We start from the raw sequence: 17195 nt of genomic DNA, 5'->3' as shown, positions 1-17195 counted from the left end.
AGTTTAGCAAACGGCCAAACATTTACCAAGCCATGATGCCAATATTTCAGGGGTATTGCCATTGATGTGCAATGATAGGCTGGCCTACATCTTCCATCTCGTGACTCTTGTCCCGCTGCATCAGCTTGCAAACAGCTTCTTCTGCGGAACACACCCCTTCCAGGACCTGTTTCAAAACAGCCGTAATCGGAAGTTCAACCCCGACACCTTGTGCCAAGTCAAATGCAGCAAAGGTAGTTCCAACCCCCTCCACTGCCATACCAATTCGCGCAAGCGTCTCCTCTAGCGACAATCCAGTGGCCAACAGGCGTCCGGCGCGAAAATTTCGACTGTGCGTGCTGGTGCAGGTGACAATTAAGTCGCCAATTCCGGCCAAGCCTGAGAAGGTCAATGGTGAAGCGCCAAGCGCAATGCCCAACCGCGTCATCTCCGCAAGTCCTCGCGTCATCAATGCAGCTTTCGTATTGTCACCAAGCCCTAACCCGTCTGCCATTCCAACGCCGAGCGCAATGATATTCTTCAGCGTCCCACCTAACTCGACACCGACGATGTCAGCCTGCGTATACACTCGAAACGTCGCATTCATCAACGCGTCCTGAACCAGTTCTGCGGTGGACTGACTTTTGCTCGCGACGACCACCGTGGTCGGCACTTGACGAATCACTTCCTCCGCGTGGGAAGGACCTGAAATCACAGCCAAACGCTTATCCGGATGCTCCAACCGAGACGCTATGTATTCGCTGATGCGCTGGTTGTCCGGCCGAATGAACCCCTTGACGGCGTGAGCGACAAGTGCGCTCGACGATATGTACGGCAGCGCCTCGTGGAGCAATTCTGGTACAGCACGCGATGGAACCGACAAAAGAACCAGCTCTGCCCCAGCTACAGCGACTGACAAATCATCACTGGCCAGCAAGGCCGACGACAAGGCAGCACCAGGCAGATACCGACTGTTTTCGCGGTGTGTATTCATACCCTCGACCACCTGTTTGTCGCGTCCCCAGATAGTCGTTTCATGGCCATTTTGAGCCAGGATATTGGCCAGCGCCGTCCCCCAGCTTCCAGCACCTAACACAGCTGCTTTCACAAGTGATCACTCGTTTTGTCGAAGAGTTTACGTTCGCTTCCCCGAAGGAGTCTTCCGATATTCTGACGATGGCTGTAAATGGACAGCAAGGCCAGCACGATGGAAGCCCAGAGCGCCGCCTCATGCGACGGAGCCCAAACCCCCAGAAGAATTGGAATGAGAATGGCGAAAATCAAAGAGCCTAACGAGACGTAGCGCGTCAGGGCAATGACCACCAGACAAAGAATACCCGCTATGATAGTCATCAGCGGAGCCATCCACAGCAACACGCCGATGGTGGTTGCGATGCCCTTGCCGCCGCGAAATCCAAAATAAATGGGCCAATTGTGACCGACGACGACCGCAATGGCACTGAGTGCAAGTGCCACCGGATTGGCGTGCGCGAGTGCAGAGACAATCGAGAGGGCAATCATCCCTTTGAGCGCATCAATCACGAGTACTGTAATACCCCACTTCGTGCCCAACACGCGCGACGTGTTCGTCGCTCCAGCGTTACCGCTCCCAAACTGCCGAATGTCTTTTCCAGACACCATTTTCACCACAATGGTCGATGTCGATATCGACCCAATGAGGTAAGCAATGATAATACTCAAAATACACCACAATACGATCACGGTTTCGTCCTCCAGCCCTCTCGCCTTAATCCTCAGACGTCTGTGAGCGAGTTCGCATGCGAATCCGTATCGGCGTCCCCACAAATCCAAACGCTTCTCGGAGTTGATTCTCCAGATACCGTTCATAGGAAAAGTGAGATAGCTCCTGGTCGTTGACGAAGATGATGAACGTTGGCGGTTTAACAGACGCCTGTGTACCGTAGTACAACTTCAACCGACGACCTTTGGTCGACGGCGGGGCAACGGAAATCTGAGCATCGGCCAAAACGCGGTTCAATGCGGAAGTTTGCACCCGCATTACATGATTCTCCGCGATTTCCTTGGCGATGTGCAGAATTCTCGTAACGCGCTGTCCGGTCAACGCCGACACAAACAAGACGGGAGCCCACCGCATAAACGGAAAATGACTGCGAATCTCCTGTTCAAAACGATGCGCTGTCTTGTCGTCTTTGTCAACTATATCCCACTTATTGACGAGAAAAGCTGTCGCACAGCCTGCGTCCAGCGCGTAACCAGCAACTTTTTTATCCTGTTCGGCAATACCCCGTTTCCCGTCGATCACGACAAAACAGACGTCAGCCCGCTCAATCGCCCGCATCGCGCGCAAGACACTATAGCGCTCGATGTTCTCATAGACCTTTCCCCGGCGCCGAACGCCTGCCGTATCGACGAGCACGTACTTTTGTCCCTCAAATTCCAGCGGGGTATCGATAGCGTCTCGGGTCGTGCCAGCCACGTCGCTGACCATGACTCGATTTTCGCCTAACAAACGATTCACCAAGCTTGATTTGCCGACATTCGGACGACCAATAAATGCGATGCGAATGGTGTCCTCATCCGTTTCTTCAGGCTCCGAGGGCAAAACGAGATCAACCACTGCATCCAGCAAATCGCCCGTCCCAGTACCGTGCTCCGCAGAAACTGGAATGGGGTCGCCAAACCCTAAACTATAAAACTCATAACTCTGCGCGTGATGCGAAAAATGATCTAATTTGTTGACGCCGAGAACGACCGGTTTTTTCGATCGGCGCAAAAACTCTGCGACATACTCATCCTGTACGGTCAACCCGGCCTTCCCATCGACGAGGAAGATAATTACATCAGCCTCATCAATCGCCAATTGGGCTTGGACGCGGATGAGATTTTCCATCTCATCTGACTCGTCCATCTCAATTCCACCGGTGTCTATCAGGTGGAATGTCACACCATTCCAGTCGCCTGTCGCATACAAGCGATCCCGCGTCACGCCAGGAACATCCTCCACAATCGACAGCCGTTCACCGATAATGCGATTGAATAAAGTTGACTTTCCTACATTTGCGCGACCAACAATCGCGACGACTGGTGCAGCCATGAACATTGTTCCCCTTTACCATAAATTGCGTCACGATTACTGAGCTTGCGCCATGCTGCGCAGTGTCGCTTCATAGCGACGGCGCGGCGGCAATGCTTGCGTATAGCCTAAGGTACCAAATATCAATCCAGTACCCGTAGCTGGGACAACTGTAATATCCGTTTTCAAAGCACGTTTAATATCGTCAATCCGATAATCATCCAAACAGATATCGTCGTCATCCTTCAACATAATATCCGGCACAAGCACCGTATCGAGGTGGGCGACTTTACCGGCCAATTGAGCCATAATATCTGTACCTGTCAGCAAGCCGGCTACAGAGACATTATTCCCGTAAAAGTTATTTACGACAGGAAACACCTCATAGTGCAAGCCATGTACCCCATCCAAGCGCGCCAATGATTCACGGATGGTCTTTTCCGCGGATACACTGGTCACGATACCTACTTTGCGACGAGCCGTCGGCAACGTCTTTGGCGCTCGCGGAAGAGCTTCATCCATTTCGTCCAAGAACGTACGAATGACGCCTACGCCGTTTTCCGTCTGCGAAAAATCATCATAGTATTCGCTCGGCGGCACAGGTTCATTGGCCAGCACATAAAACTCATCGGCAGCGTGAACGAATGACGTGTGCAGTTCAGGGCGCAGTTTTTCTTGCCATGCGCGAATCTGGTGAACGACCGTGCGCGCCTCCTCGGGTGTGCAACCACGCAGTTTATGCAACCCGCGACGATGGCGCGTCAAGCCAACCGGCACCACGGATAACGTCCGCACCGCTGGATAAAACGGTGCCAACTCCCGAATTGTCCTGTCCAACTCTTCACCGTCGTTCCATTCCGGACACAACACAATTTGCGTATTCATTTCAATCCCATGCTCGGCGAGGTAGGCAATTTGATTGAGAATTTCGCCTGACTTCTTATTTCCAAGCATCCGCACGCGCAGCGTCGGATTGGTGGTGTGCACTGAAATGTTGAGCGGTGACATTTTGAGTCGAACAATACGTTCCAACTCACCGTCTTTCAAATTCGTGAGCGTCACGAAGTTGCCGTGTAGAAAGGACAACCGGTAGTCGTCATCACGAACGTTGAGCGTCTTGCGCATCTGCCCTGGAATCTGATCCACAAAGCAAAACACACACTTGTTGTGACACAAGTGCACGCGGTCCACTGTTGGATGTTCCCATTCGACACCCAACCCCTCGTCATAATCTTTATCGACTTCAATTTGCCAGATCTCTCCGTTAGTGCGCTTGATTTCCATATCAATCGTCTCGTCGGCGAGCGCAAACTGGAGATCTACAATATCATTAATGGTCGTCCCATTGATACGAATCAGTTCATCACCAGGCTGCAGATCAAGTTCCTCTGCCAAAGAGCCGGGTTTCACTTCTTTAATTTTTGGCATGAGAATTTGCCTCCTGATCGTTTTACATACATCTCGACATTATGCGATATAGACGGGTTCTCGTCAAATTATACAAAGTTCCGTGTATTCCGCAGACGCCATCGACAAAAAATGTCATATATCAAGTGGTACACTTGAAACGCCAATTCTCCCTCCCAAAACCAGTTTAGTTGATACATCGCACTCACCGTGCCGTGACTTGCGAGACCCAACACAGTCCAGACAACATAACAGATACACCACGCTGACCACACTTGCCCCGAGTTTTCAGCCAGCAGCACGCAGATGAGAACCATCGCAATAACCGTAATCCAGTCAGTCGGGATACCATATAGACGTTGGAATGGATAAAGCATGTCAAAGCGTCGTTCAAAGACGGCAGTCATCGCGCCGATGACAATGATTCGCCAGTGCATGCACAATCGCCCATCCGGCCACATGTGCAGGCTAACAACGAACAACGTCAACACCACCAAAATTTGAACAGGGATGACCGATTCCAACAAGGTAGCCGACAGGATTGTAAAGAGTAAAAAGCATGTAATCAGAATTCGAAGGCGCACATGAAAGCCATATCGAGGCAGCACGAGGAGAATAGCACAACAAGTAAGGGATGTTTGAAAACTCATGGCACACCTCCATCTGGAAGTGTATGGATATCTGTCGAGAATATACAACCTCTCTCAGCGAGTCTGGCATAGCACATAAAAAAGGCGGCTATCCGATGCACCCTGCTGGACGAATCGGATAGCCCCCAAAATGCTACAAATGGTCGATTTATTTTTTAAACAAGTCCCCAAACAAATCGCCCAGTGTTGCACCGGTCCCTGAAGACGGAGCTTCTACCTGGCGCTCTGGTTGACGTCGAGGCTCGCGTCGACGATTTGATGAAGCCGCCTCCGCTGGCGCAGCACTTGGTTCCCGCATAGACAACGAAATCCTTCGACGATCCGGCTCGACACTTAGAATACGAACAGTGACCTCTTGACCCGGCTCCAATACATCGCCAGGATGCGCCACGTGTTCATTCGAAATTTGGGAAACGTGAACCAGCCCTTCGAGACCTGGTTGCAGTTCGACAAACGCACCAAAGTCCACGACACGTTTGACTGTTCCCTGAACGACGTCACCTGCGTGATATTGAGTCGCATACTGTTCCCAAGGTTCTGGCTGGGCTGCCTTCATGGAAAGCGAGATACGACCAGCATCCGGGTCTACACGAAGGACGCGAACCTGTACATGGTCGCCTTCCTTGACGACGTCAGAAGGATGATCTACGTGGCTATAGGACAACTCGGAGATGTGTACCAATCCATCTGCGCCACCGACATCGACGAAGGCACCGAAATCGGTCAAACGCTGGACGACACCTTCAACAACTTGACCCGGTTCGAGATGAGACATCAAATCGTGCGCCTTTTGTTCTTGTTCTTCTTCCAGTACCGCACGACGCGACAGGATGAGCTTGTTCTTCTCGGCATCCACTTCCACGACCTTCACGCGCAGCGTCTGCCCTTTAAACTCATTGAGGTCTTCGACAAAGCGGCGGTCAACCAGCGACGCAGGAATAAATGCCCGGACGCCGACGTCAGCGACAAGGCCGCCCTTTACGACGTCGCGCACAACCACTTCAAACGTCTCCTGGCTCTCAAGCAGTTCCTGCATCCGGTTCCACGCATCGGCCTGTTGTGCGCGGCGCTTCGAGAGTGTAACTTGCCCCGACTCCATGTCCACTTTGACCACGACAGCTGTTACATTGTCGCCAACAGCAAGCACCTGCGCCGGTTCGGTGCCAGGTAGTGCAGACAATTCCTGTGGCGAGATATGACCCTCAAAACCGTGGGAAAGCGCAACCGTCACCCCGCTATCATCAACGGCTGTTACTTCGCCGGTCACGATATCACCTTCGTGGACCGCGCCGTCGGTCAGCATTTCGCGTAAATCCTCAGACATAAAGATTTGCCTCCTGTTCCAATAGTGTCAAAAAGTATATGTGGCAACGCACAACGTGGTCATGCGTTAATTCGTGTTCGGTGAAAGCCTTCGCAAACGGAAGAGAGTCCAGGCAACTGCCACGATTAGAATGCCTAAAATCGGTAACCACAACACATCGTACTGCGGCCAAATTTCGTGCAAAAAACCAACACCGAATATCATAGTTATGACGCCAATGAGCAATAAAGTCAAATTTTTGATCTGGCGACTTGTCCTGAAATCGGTGTCTTTGCCCAACGTACTTTGCTTTAATACCATAGTGTAAAGCAAAAATACCTAAGGATACTGTAACATAAAGCACCAGTACTTGAACAATCGAGTTCAGGTCCATCATGATTATCCATCACGTCCGTCGAGAAGTTCCTGAATTCGAGCGCGCGTCAACCTGGTCAATTCTTCCGAAGACATCCCCTCTGCTGAAATGGGTTCGCCAAACCGAACGACAATCCGACGAAACAGTCGATACGGTCCGCAGATAGCTGTCGGCACCACGTACCCTCCAGATTTGCGCGCAATGGTGGCGACGCCGGGCGCAAAGGGGCCTAACTCCCCTGTTTTCGACCTGTGGCCTTCAGGGAACATCAACAGACAACCACCCGATTTAACAATGTCAATGGCCGTTCGCAGCGCCTTTTTGTCAACCTGTCCACGCCGGATGGGAAATGCTCCAAGGGCTTTAAACAGAGAGCCTAACAGCGGAATGCGAAACAATTCAATTTTGCCCATATATTGAATAAAACGTGGAAGACAGATACCAATCAGTGGTGGGTCAAGATTGCTTAGATGATTCGATGCGACAATGATGCCATCATACATCGGAACGCGTTCCAAACCTTCTACTTTCGGCCGATATGTAAGTTGAAAGAACAGGTATACGACATGGCGCGCCGCACGAAACATCGGCGTCTTCTTGCGTAGGTCGGGAACCTTAGCGGACATGGGCATTCTCCACCAAGCGCAAAATTTCCTCAACCACGCCATTGATAGTTTTCCCGGTGGAGTCGATTTTGACCGCGTCATCGGCAATAGATAGAGGTGCCACCTCGCGCTCACTATCCAACCTGTCCCGTTCAGCCATCGACTGAATCAATTCTCCAAGTGAAACATCAAATCCTTGCTCTTGGTACTCTTTCAATCGTCGCCGGGCTCGCTCTTCTACATTGGCGGTCAAAAACACTTTCACAGTCGCATGCGGCAAAACGACCGTACCAATGTCCCGCCCGTCCATCACCACAGAGTGTTTCACTGCAAAAGCACGTTGCCACTCCGTTAAGCGAGACCTCACTTCCGGCAAGGCGGCGACGAGCGAAACTAACTTGCTTACGCCCGGGTTGCGCAAGTGAGTGGTGACATCTTCGCCATCGATGTAGACCTGAAGATTCATATCATGCCCTTCCTCGAAGCGAAAATCGTGATTGCTTAGCAAATGGGAAACAGCCGCCCCATCCGAGCAATTCACCTGCTCCTTATTGCACAAATAGGCGACAGCACGGTACATGGCCCCAGTGTCTATGTACAAAAAATTTAGACGCTCGGCCACAAGTTTTGCGACAGTGCTTTTTCCCGCCCCTGCCGGCCCGTCGATAGCGACGCTGATTGGTGACATGCTTCCGTAACCCCTTGTTCCTTCTTCGACTTTGACTTTATCGCGCCACAGCGCAACCATAAAAAGGCAGGCCGTCAACGACACCCTACCTCACACAAACGTGTGCCCATAGTACTTGCCTGCGGCTCGTTTCTCCAGCAATCGTACCACAGCAAGAGATTTTACGGCAACGGACAAAGCACCGCCAGAACAAACGAAGTGCTAGATAAATTCCGCCTTCGGCAGCGATGCGTGCCGTGCTTGTCCGCCGAGCGTGACGACCTGTCCAGGAGCTGGCAACAGCAGTTGATTGTCACTCGTGTTCTCCACTGTAATATTCACGGCTACGCCCGATTTATCATCAAATTCAATGAGATCTCCATCATGAACCGTGACGCGCATCTCATTGGTCGTAAACGTCCCTAGCGATTGGCCATTGAGCAGGACTTCGACGTGGCTTGCCTCTGCTGCGGAACTCGCAGACAGCGTGACGACCGCAGAAGCCGATGCAAGCGCGTGCTCTATCGCCGCCGTCGGTTGCGCGACAAAGCGCCCTTCCCTGGCGTCGATGGCGGTTCGAACGCTCGGGACGAGCGCAACCACTTGGACTCCGACGAGTACGGCCACGACAGCAAACGTGATGGGCATGAGCCAATCGTCAAACCATTGCAACCAATGGTGTTTTTCTCGCCCTGACGGCATGGACATCCCCTCCCATGCCTTATGCTATGCATGGTGGATGCGAATATGCTGACTTCAACGCTGTTGTTGCTTTAATGCGCGTTGGCGCATAAACGTGTAGCGGACAATCTGCTCGCGCTCACGTTCACGAATGTTTTCAAATGCCATTGAAACGATGCACTCATGGGTCTGCTCATCCGCTGCCAACCGCACAATCCGGCATCGTGCGTGTAACACATATTCGATATACGGCAACACTAAACTGACTTCCACGACGTCGTTTGGACGATATGGCACCTGCCCACGCGCCTTCACCGCGAGCCCACCACCACTGATATCGACGCTCTGCATCTGATTGCTCGTCCCATCTTCCACACGCGTCAATTGGACGGTTGTATCAATTGATACCCGGAAGAACTCGCGGCGCTGGATACGCTCCAACCCCTTCGCGACGGCGGGTGAAATCAGTCGCAGCGCGGGTGTTGGAATGTACGCAATACCGAGTGACTGCGCCGTGTAACGGTAGATCTCACTTGGGGATGCCGCGTACTCGACAATTAGCTCATCGTCTACGTGAATCTCCAATTCTCGCCCCGACCGCGGGTTTACGGGTATGTCGATATACAGAAACTGCTCATCGATGTCTGCAACACGCGACTTGTAGGCGTCCGTGTCATGAGGTCCCAATTTGATACGAACTGTGGTACCCACTGTGGGCCTCACCGGCATGCCGCTTCCTCCCTCCATATCCTCTGCCATCCATTATACACAGAAGGCGAAAGGACAAGGGGAAGAATCATTACGTGAGATGATCAATTTTCACTTCCGCCCCGTCGATGGCACTGAGGACGATACAGTACGTCTCTTGCTTCATCGTTCCGTAAAACGCAGCGGCCGGAATATAGTTGCGATTCTCGTCCTGAACGATGACTTGCTTCGCCATCTTCACCTCAAAATCAGGGCTGAGGCGCTTGCGCAATTGCGCGACTGTCAACTTTGCATTCGGCACTTTGCCGACAGGATTCGCGTATACTTGCGCGGCGTTAAAACCGACCACGTGACCATTATCCAGTGCAATATGCACTGAAATTGGCTGTCCAATCACCGGAATCCCATTCACGAGTGGTGCGAAGGTGAACATGGCGGCGTGATCATACTGCATCGCATTGATTCGCTGAACAGGCCCATAACCTTGTGCTTTCAACCACTTTGTCGCATCTGTTGCCGCCGTCGCAAAATCGTATTTACTGCTCTTGACCGGTCTATCATCGTAATACGTCAACAAATGTCCACCAGACTGACTCACCTCTGCGGAAATGTGGCGATTTTGCACAGTGCCTTTGACATTAAAATAGGCCGTCGGCAATCCGCCCCGATATAACTTAGCCTGCCACCCTGTTCCGGACACACCCGCAACTTTCGCGACTGATTTGATAGCCTGGTTTGCCGTAATCTTGGGCTGTTTTTGAAGCGTCTGATTCGCGCCAGCCGTTGGTTTCGGAGCTTGCGGCAACGGATTGTCTGCAAATGAGGCAACTTGCCGATCAACCCGACGCAACCCATCGGCGGCAAAGCCTACCGTCTGGCCAGACTTAGCGCCTGTCGCCCAAGCGTCCGCCTGATTGCCCAGTTGGGATTGAATTTGACCGAGTTGGCTGACAAATGTACCAGATTGCGCGTACAGCGTATTGAGCGACTGCCGCACGTCCTTGTCCCCTGGCGTCTTATCGTGCTTCATCCAACTTTGTACTTGACTGTCGACACGATGCAAATACACCTGCAAGTTACTCGATGGTGTGATGTCGGATGGCAACCTGCCAAGGCTGGCTTCTGCTGCATAGCACAAACGCGAGATGTCGCTTAGGTGCGTATCGAACGACGCGTGGTCTTGCGTAAGCATAGATTTCGCCAATTCAGTCCGCATATCCCGAACATCATTGACCAGATGGTGAAACGACGATTCATATTGCGTTTGTGCGGCGCGGACGAACGCGTCCTTCTGCTGCTTTTGGTCATAACCCCAGTACCCGACCGTCGTTCCGACCGCCACGACAGCCAAAACGCCGGCCGCGACCCACGTAGCTCGGTGCAACATGGATAAAACCTCCTCACGTCAATCTGTAAATATATGGTTCCCAATGGTGATGATTTCTGGTCTCGACCACATAAAGGCATTGCTGGTCTTAGCCGGATTAAAGTAAAACAGCGCTCCATGTGTCGGATCCCAACCGTCAACCGCTTCCATCACTGCCTTTTTCGCCGTTGCGTCAGGCGTCAAATTCACTTGCCCGTCGTCGACGCAGGAAAACGCTCCCGGGCTATAGACGATGCCTGGTACTGTGTTCGGAAATTTATCACTGTGTAAACGATTGAGGATGACCGCAGCAATCGCGACTTCCCCTTCAAATGACTCGCCACGCGCTTCGCCATAGACTACATGAGCCATGAGGTTGAGGTCACTCTGATCTAAGCCATTGACACTCGCCGGGAAGCTGGCCGAAGCACCTGCAGGCGCCGCCGTGGAGGATGTCGTCGATCCACCGGTCGACCCACCACTAGAAGACGACGACTGGGTCGTCGATGCGGATGAATTCCCTCCACGACTCCCTTGGTAGTGCCAATTCGGCGTCGCTTTCACCAATTTCAACTTGGTCGCCATATCGACTTCACCTGTGACTTTCATGCCGAAATTGTATTGAAAGGTTCGCACAGCCCAATAGGTCTTCCAGCCAAAGTCACCGTCAATATCGCCCCAATAATATCCCAATAGGCGCAAACGACTTTGCAGTTCGTCGACATCGTAGCCCTGGCTCCCATACATCAGGTTGCGGGCCGTAAATGCGGCGACAGGCGTTGGATGAACGGTGGGAATCACCACCGACAACGCAATCACGGAGATGAACAACCGTAAAAAGACAAATCCTCGTCGCACCATGTTTTCACTCCCTTTACTCCCTTGACGGGCAAGGTTCTACTTCAAATTTGTCTTTATTGTCCAACGAGGCGAAAAAAAATATGCCTGTGGGAGTTTCCCACAGGCATATGGCTTCATTCTTACACAATCACGTACCGGAATGATTAAGCCAACGGCTCGACATCAAAATCGTCTTCATTATTGCAAATACACCGCTTAAATCCGGTCTCAACCCGGCCTTTACTCGTTCTTGCTCCACGCAAAATAAAGGTTTCACCGCACTGCCGACAGTGAATGTGTACCTTGATGCGCTGGGTGCTAGCACCGGCAACTTCCGAATCGCTGAACGGGATCAACGCTTCAGAACGCACAAGAGTCCCCCCTCATACATCGTCACAGGAATCCAGGAAACGTTCTCTCTAAATGGCTAGTATCGACCAACCATCAAACACTCAAACCCAACCGCGCCATCTTGCGGCTTCAGCCATCCGCTGAATGCCTACAATGTACGCGGCAAGTCGCATGTTGACTCTATACCGTAGTGATGTCTGGTACACCCGCTGAAAACTTGTCCGCATGCGCGAAGCCAAGCGTTCATCAATTTCGTCTTCTTCCCAGTAGTAACCTTGGTTATTTTGTACCCATTCAAAATAAGACACAATCACGCCGCCGGAATTGCCCACCACATCGGGCACCAATAAAATGCCCTTCTCCGTCAAAATCTCAGTCGCCGCTGCTGTCGTCGGCCCATTGGCGGCTTCCACCACAATCGACGCCTGAATCCGGTCAGCGTTCTCTTGCGTAATTTGATTTTCAACCGCCGCCGGAACGAGGATGTCACACGGCATCTCCAAAAGTTCGCGATTGCTGATGGTATGCCGATACAGGCGCGTGACGGTGCCAAACGAATCACGCCGTTCAAGAAGTTCGTCGATATCCAATCCCTCTTCACGGTACAAAGCGCCATACGCGTCAGATATACCAACGACTTTCGCGCCCGCGTCATACATAAACTTGGCAATGTAGCTACCTGCGTTGCCAAATCCCTGTACAATCACGCGCGTATCGTGCAAGTTTAACCCGCGAATTTTGAGCGCCTCTTCAATACAAATGGCTACGCCACGCGCAGTAGCACTTTCGCGCCCCTTACTTCCACCCAGCACGATAGGTTTACCTGTGATGAAACCCGGACTGTCAAACTCGCGCAGACGTGAATACTCATCAAACATCCACGCCATGTTCTGTGAATTACTAAACACATCTGGCGCAGGGATGTCTTTCGCCGATCCAACAATTTGACTGACCGCTCTGACGTACGCTCGGCTCACCCGTTCAATCTCATCAAATGACATGTCCCGAGGGTCGCATTCAATCCCCCCTTTGCCACCACCGTATGGTAAATCAGCAATACCACACTTAATGGACATCCAGATGGACAACGCCTCAATCTCTTCTTGTGTCACATCCGGATGCAGACGAATGCCACCCTTCGTTGGCCCGACCGCATCATTATGCTGAGCGCGGTAGCCGGTAAACACGCGAACCGATCCATCGTCCATGCGAACTGGGAATCGCACGGTCAATACGCGCAGCGGCAATCGCAGCAGATCATACATCTGCTGATCGTACCCGAGCGTCTGTAATGCCTCAAGAATGACGTCCTGCGTTCGGGACAGAACATCCGTATTTTCTGCTGTACCAGTTCCTTGCGTATTCGATGAGCTAGCCTGAGTCACAAATCAAACCACCTTAACAATGTCAATATAGAGAGTTCGAATTTCCACCGTACAGACGTAGTCAGTATACACTGCCTGCTGTACCGTTGAAAGAAGCGATACAAATCATTGGCATAAAAACAGGACAGGGGCGTGTCGACAACTCGACACCCTCTGCCCATAAAAGTTCTTAAACTGGAAAACGTTCAGCCAATACGCGAATCGCATTTTCGTGGAGAATTTCTTTTCCATATTCGTGCAGCAATGCATCTGTCGCGTTGCTCGGCTCCCCATATTCCGACAACACAGACGCAATGGTTTGATATGTTTCAACAACCAATGGGTCTGTAATCAACAAATGATATGCGTCACGATATCGAAACAGTGAACTTTCCAAGTCGTAGTCCACCAGGGTATGACAAACCGCGATTAAATCGTCGAACTCGCCAAACTCGTAGACAAGTTGCGAGTCGATGGACTGCGCGTAATTGGTATGCCGATGAATGAGGTTATCATCATCCTCGTCATCGTCATCATCCTGAGCAACGCCTGGTATGCTTGGAATTCTCGTGACAATGACAACAACCCCTTCGGTCGGCATGGTGAACGCCTCAACGGAAATGGGACCTGCAATCTCAAAACCAACTTCCATATAGGCGGTTTCCATCATGTCCCAAAATAAATCTTGAACTTTTTTGCCGTTGTGCCATATCTCGTCACGGTCAATTCCGCGTTCCTCTAAATCATCGTAACTGATGAAGATACGCACTTTATCCTTGGCAATTCGTTCAACTCGCATGCGGCGTCCCTCCTTTTGCGCAACGGGGTTAGAAAATAAACTTCTTGTAACTTATATTATAGCGTATTCGCGAGTCGTGTCATGGCTTCCGCATAAATCTCAATACATGTTAAATAATCGCTAATGGACCAGTTTTCATCTGCTTTGTGCGCAAAATCCTCACGATTTGGAAATAGCGCACCAAACGCAACCGCATTTGGAATTGCTCTCGCGTATGTCGCGCCGCCAATGCTGATTGGCGAAGCATCATCCCCAAAATAAGACCGATAAACATCCATTAATGTCTCCACCAACGGTGAGGACGGATTCACGTGAAGCGGCGGCATATGTTCGATGATGGAAACCTGCCATTTGTCCGACAAGAAAGACTGGACATCCTGCAATATTTGCTCAGCGGTCATACGAATTGGAAATCGGATGTTTATGTAAAAATGATACATACCATCAACCAGTTCTGCCCGTCCGAGGTTTGCTGTAAGCGGCCCGGTTTCGTCATCTGCACCATCGATGCCAAGCGCCCGACCAGCCGTATCCCACGAGCCAACCGTTCGCCACATCGACGAATTCGATACAGTCCCTGTGCCCAACAACTGCGCTAAATGAAGAACCGCATTCACCCCTGCATCTGGGCGCGACGCATGTGCCGAAACACCCGCAACAAAAATCTTAACCGTGGAATCGGTCGTCTCAACAGTGGCATTGATGGACGCTTCCTTGGCGGATTTCCTGATTTTCAATGCAAATTCACTGGCAGCGGTCGAGGAATGGCAATCTAATTCAGCCATCGCATGAGCAGGCACCATATTCACTCTATCTCCACCTGCAAAGTGAAGCACCTGCGCCGACATCGATTCAGCATCTGCTGGAACGTCAATCCGCAACGTCACTAGCCCCTTCTCCGCATAAATCAACGGAAAGGAAGCATCGGGCGTAAACCCGCCTATCGGCTTCGGCTCGTAACGGAAATAATGCTCCATACAGCGCCAGTCGCTTTCTTCATCCAACCCAAATATCACGCGAATTTTGCGTTTGGGTTGGACGCCAAGCGCCTTCATGGCGAACAGTGCCCACAATGTGCTCATAGCCGGACCCTTATCATCAATGGCGCCTCGAGCATATATTTTCCCTTGCTCAATCACCGCCCCATAAGGCGGATGGCTCCATCCTTCTCCAGCTGGGACGACATCCAAGTGACTGACCACCGCGATATAATCGTCGCCCTCTCCATACTCCACATGACCTGCGTAACCGTCAATGTTCTTCGTCACAAATCCACGATCATACGCAAGCTTCAAGACATAAGACAACGCCTCTGCAGGACCTGCCCCGAACGGACCATCGGGAACCGGATGTCCTTTAACGCTCTCGATTTTCAATATATCTTGAAGCGTCGAAATCATGGTCTCACGATGCTGTTCAATGAAGTCCTTAAACACAAAACCATTCCCTTGGTTTATCAATATGCAGAATCAGGTCGACTTCCGTTCCAAAATATTATGCAGTAACGTCACCGAGTAATTATCAACAGGTTCATCCTGCAGCAGCTTGGTCAAAAGTCGCATCGACACAGCCCCAAAATCGTACATCGGTTGAGCAATCACCGTCATCTCAGGGCGAATCATCGTGGCGAGGCGCGTATTATCAAACGCGATGACCTTAACATCCCTTGGCACGTGTCGGCCGATGTCCTGTACCGCATGAATCGTTGCCAGTCCCAATTCATCAGACGCCGCAACCACACCATCCAATGGGTGCTTTTCAAGGTATTCTCGGATAATGCCCAGCGCCACTTCATATCGCCCTTGACCAGTGCGAATGACATGGAGTTCCTGGTCTCGCATACGACTCTGCGCACCTTGCAACCGCCGATCCGCCACAACCGATGCCCCTTCCTCGGTCGTAACGAACGCAATTTCTTTGCATTCCTTTTCCAACAAGAAATTCACGGCGTCGCGGCCAGCTCGGTAATTATCGATGTTGACGGATGGAATGCGCCTCTCAGGATCTTCCGTCGCACAGAGCACAACAGGAATCTGCGCTTCTTCAAACGCGTCAATTTCCTTCTGACTTAACACATTCGTCATATAAATAATCCCGTCAACCTGCTTTTCCCACATCGTCCCCACAAGACTGACCTCGCGGTCGACTTGAGCATCCGAGTTGACTAGAATAATATGGTAATCATACATGGTCGCAATGTCTTCAATACCACGAACCATTTCCGCCACAAACGCGGCAGATACATCCGGCACAATGACGCCAATCGTCCGCGTCCGTTTACTCGCCAATCCCCTCGCAACCGCGTTCGGCCGGTACCCCAATCGCGCAATCGCATCTTGTACTCGTTTTTTGGTCTCATCTTTCACTACAGCCGTTCCGTTGATCACGCGCGATACCGTAGCCATCGAGACCTTCGCCTCACGTGCGACATCATATATTGTTACAGGCATCCCGCCCACCTCCGTCTCCATTCCAAGTCCTTACAAGATTTTGTTTGCCCACTACAAAGCCTAACCGGCTTCTTCAGTATGTATGGGTATTGCGATTGATTATAAGCCAAGAATCTGGGGCTTGCTCATATTATAATCAAAAAAGGACGGCAAAGCCGCCCATTTTCAATCAATTGGATGCGGGTGAAGGGACTCGAACCCCCACGGTCGCCCGCCAGAACCTAAATCTGGTGCGTCTGCCAATTCCGCCACACCCGCGTGACCCCACAAACATGCCTTACCATCAAACTTCCCGAGCTGCCGCTAAAATATATCATGACAACTCACAAATCGCAAGAATTGGCCGCCCTTCCCTCCTTGGCGCACCCATTCATTCCCATACAAAATGCTTATCCGGCCTGTACACAAACTCCCATTTACCTCATATCTCTTCCTGAGTTCAACGATTGTGTAATTTCTATGACAAAGAGTTGCCAGTGGCAGGGCATGGCCGGGGGCATACCGCACCTTTCTGCCTTATTTGTGGCATCCAACAGATTCGCGACATATGAAACACAAATTCTACCCCAACACAAAAAGAGCCCCAAGGTCCCG

At 51.4% G+C, this 17195-nt stretch carries 17 protein-coding genes and 1 tRNA gene; all 18 read right to left on the bottom strand.

Annotation, left to right across the window (positions count from 1 at the left end):
• Positions 1 to 46 precede the first annotated feature (46 nt).
• The 18 genes from J3482_RS13960 to J3482_RS13875 all read right to left on the bottom strand — a co-directional run bounded on the left by J3482_RS13960 (position 47) and on the right by J3482_RS13875 (position 16859).
• Positions 47 to 1087: an NAD(P)H-dependent glycerol-3-phosphate dehydrogenase gene (locus J3482_RS13960; RefSeq protein ID WP_146823440.1), complete on the bottom strand. Its 1041-nt coding sequence runs from the start codon at positions 1085 to 1087 to the stop codon at positions 47 to 49.
• Positions 1084 to 1698: a glycerol-3-phosphate 1-O-acyltransferase PlsY gene (gene plsY / locus J3482_RS13955; RefSeq protein ID WP_223204168.1), complete on the bottom strand. Its 615-nt coding sequence runs from the start codon at positions 1696 to 1698 to the stop codon at positions 1084 to 1086. Before plsY ends, J3482_RS13960 begins: the two co-directional genes overlap by 4 nt.
• Before the next feature lie 28 nt (positions 1699 to 1726).
• On the bottom strand, positions 1727 to 3055 hold the full coding sequence (gene der / locus J3482_RS13950; protein WP_146823444.1) for a ribosome biogenesis GTPase Der: 1329 nt from the start codon (positions 3053 to 3055) through the stop codon (positions 1727 to 1729).
• 36 nt (positions 3056 to 3091) lie between these two features.
• On the bottom strand, positions 3092 to 4462 hold the full coding sequence (locus J3482_RS13945) for a DUF512 domain-containing protein (protein WP_188332276.1): 1371 nt from the start codon (positions 4460 to 4462) through the stop codon (positions 3092 to 3094).
• A 68-nt stretch (positions 4463 to 4530) separates the two neighbouring features.
• Positions 4531 to 5091 carry a hypothetical protein gene (locus J3482_RS13940; RefSeq protein WP_146823446.1) on the bottom strand — a complete coding sequence of 187 codons (561 nt, stop codon included), beginning with the start codon at positions 5089 to 5091 and terminating at the stop codon, positions 4531 to 4533.
• A 148-nt stretch (positions 5092 to 5239) separates the two neighbouring features.
• Complete coding sequence (gene rpsA / locus J3482_RS13935; protein WP_146823448.1) at positions 5240 to 6415, bottom strand: 30S ribosomal protein S1; 1176 nt, start codon at positions 6413 to 6415, stop codon at positions 5240 to 5242.
• A gap of 378 nt (positions 6416 to 6793) precedes the next feature.
• On the bottom strand, positions 6794 to 7396 hold the full coding sequence (locus J3482_RS13930) for a lysophospholipid acyltransferase family protein (protein WP_146823450.1): 603 nt from the start codon (positions 7394 to 7396) through the stop codon (positions 6794 to 6796).
• Positions 7386 to 8063, bottom strand: a complete 678-nt coding sequence (gene cmk, locus J3482_RS13925; protein WP_146823452.1) for a (d)CMP kinase — start codon at positions 8061 to 8063, stop codon at positions 7386 to 7388. Before cmk ends, J3482_RS13930 begins: the two co-directional genes overlap by 11 nt.
• A gap of 201 nt (positions 8064 to 8264) precedes the next feature.
• Positions 8265 to 8744 carry a hypothetical protein gene (locus J3482_RS13920; protein WP_206922571.1) on the bottom strand — a complete coding sequence of 160 codons (480 nt, stop codon included), beginning with the start codon at positions 8742 to 8744 and terminating at the stop codon, positions 8265 to 8267.
• Between the two features lie 54 nt (positions 8745 to 8798).
• Positions 8799 to 9452, bottom strand: coding sequence for a flagellar brake protein (locus J3482_RS13915; RefSeq protein WP_236018250.1), 654 nt, complete (start codon positions 9450 to 9452; stop codon positions 8799 to 8801).
• Between the two features lie 70 nt (positions 9453 to 9522).
• On the bottom strand, positions 9523 to 10818 hold the full coding sequence (locus J3482_RS13910; protein WP_146823458.1) for a PepSY1/2 domain-containing protein: 1296 nt from the start codon (positions 10816 to 10818) through the stop codon (positions 9523 to 9525).
• A gap of 18 nt (positions 10819 to 10836) precedes the next feature.
• Positions 10837 to 11658 carry a spore cortex-lytic enzyme gene (sleB, locus tag J3482_RS13905; RefSeq protein WP_146823459.1) on the bottom strand — a complete coding sequence of 274 codons (822 nt, stop codon included), beginning with the start codon at positions 11656 to 11658 and terminating at the stop codon, positions 10837 to 10839.
• A 143-nt stretch (positions 11659 to 11801) separates the two neighbouring features.
• Positions 11802 to 12008 carry a hypothetical protein gene (locus J3482_RS13900; RefSeq protein ID WP_321198839.1) on the bottom strand — a complete coding sequence of 69 codons (207 nt, stop codon included), beginning with the start codon at positions 12006 to 12008 and terminating at the stop codon, positions 11802 to 11804.
• 81 nt (positions 12009 to 12089) lie between these two features.
• Positions 12090 to 13373: a Glu/Leu/Phe/Val family dehydrogenase gene (locus tag J3482_RS13895; RefSeq protein WP_328702267.1), complete on the bottom strand. Its 1284-nt coding sequence runs from the start codon at positions 13371 to 13373 to the stop codon at positions 12090 to 12092.
• Between the two features lie 169 nt (positions 13374 to 13542).
• The gene (locus tag J3482_RS13890; RefSeq protein ID WP_021298044.1) at positions 13543 to 14151 is read right to left on the bottom strand and encodes an adaptor protein MecA; all 609 of its coding nucleotides are present in this window, start codon (positions 14149 to 14151) and stop codon (positions 13543 to 13545) included.
• A 56-nt stretch (positions 14152 to 14207) separates the two neighbouring features.
• Positions 14208 to 15587 (bottom strand): dipeptidase PepV, encoded by a 1380-nt coding sequence (gene pepV, locus J3482_RS13885; protein WP_146823461.1) that lies wholly within the window; start codon positions 15585 to 15587, stop codon positions 14208 to 14210.
• A gap of 33 nt (positions 15588 to 15620) precedes the next feature.
• Positions 15621 to 16601 (bottom strand): substrate-binding domain-containing protein, encoded by a 981-nt coding sequence (locus J3482_RS13880; protein ID WP_146823462.1) that lies wholly within the window; start codon positions 16599 to 16601, stop codon positions 15621 to 15623.
• Positions 16602 to 16779: 178 nt separating this feature from the next.
• Positions 16780 to 16859 (bottom strand) — tRNA-Leu (locus J3482_RS13875).
• Positions 16860 to 17195 lie beyond the last annotated feature (336 nt).

The sequence above is a fragment of the Alicyclobacillus suci genome, from assembly GCF_017329615.1.
Classification (GTDB): Bacteria; Bacillota; Bacilli; order Alicyclobacillales; family Alicyclobacillaceae; genus Alicyclobacillus; species Alicyclobacillus suci.
The sequence above is the reverse complement of the archived record's forward strand: the minus strand, read 5'-3'. Positions and strand labels throughout refer to the sequence as shown.

Bases quoted from the DNA above. Each gene is read 5' to 3' on its own strand.
- J3482_RS13930 (WP_146823450.1), bottom strand. From the start codon at position 7,396: ATGTCCGCTAAGGTTCCCGACCTACGCAAGAAGACGCCGATGTTTCGT.
- cmk (WP_146823452.1), bottom strand. From the start codon at position 8,063: ATGTCACCAATCAGCGTCGCTATCGACGGGCCGGCAGGGGCGGGAAAA.
- J3482_RS13920 (WP_206922571.1), bottom strand. From the start codon at position 8,744: ATGCCGTCAGGGCGAGAAAAACACCATTGGTTGCAATGGTTTGACGAT.
- J3482_RS13880 (WP_146823462.1), bottom strand. From the start codon at position 16,601: ATGCCTGTAACAATATATGATGTCGCACGTGAGGCGAAGGTCTCGATG.
- J3482_RS13940 (WP_146823446.1), bottom strand. From the start codon at position 5,091: ATGAGTTTTCAAACATCCCTTACTTGTTGTGCTATTCTCCTCGTGCTG.
- sleB (WP_146823459.1), bottom strand. From the start codon at position 11,658: ATGGTGCGACGAGGATTTGTCTTTTTACGGTTGTTCATCTCCGTGATT.
- J3482_RS13910 (WP_146823458.1), bottom strand. From the start codon at position 10,818: ATGTTGCACCGAGCTACGTGGGTCGCGGCCGGCGTTTTGGCTGTCGTG.
- der (WP_146823444.1), bottom strand. From the start codon at position 3,055: ATGGCTGCACCAGTCGTCGCGATTGTTGGTCGCGCAAATGTAGGAAAG.
- J3482_RS13945 (WP_188332276.1), bottom strand. From the start codon at position 4,462: ATGCCAAAAATTAAAGAAGTGAAACCCGGCTCTTTGGCAGAGGAACTT.
- J3482_RS13915 (WP_236018250.1), bottom strand. From the start codon at position 9,452: ATGCCGGTGAGGCCCACAGTGGGTACCACAGTTCGTATCAAATTGGGA.
- rpsA (WP_146823448.1), bottom strand. From the start codon at position 6,415: ATGTCTGAGGATTTACGCGAAATGCTGACCGACGGCGCGGTCCACGAA.
- J3482_RS13890 (WP_021298044.1), bottom strand. From the start codon at position 14,151: ATGCGAGTTGAACGAATTGCCAAGGATAAAGTGCGTATCTTCATCAGT.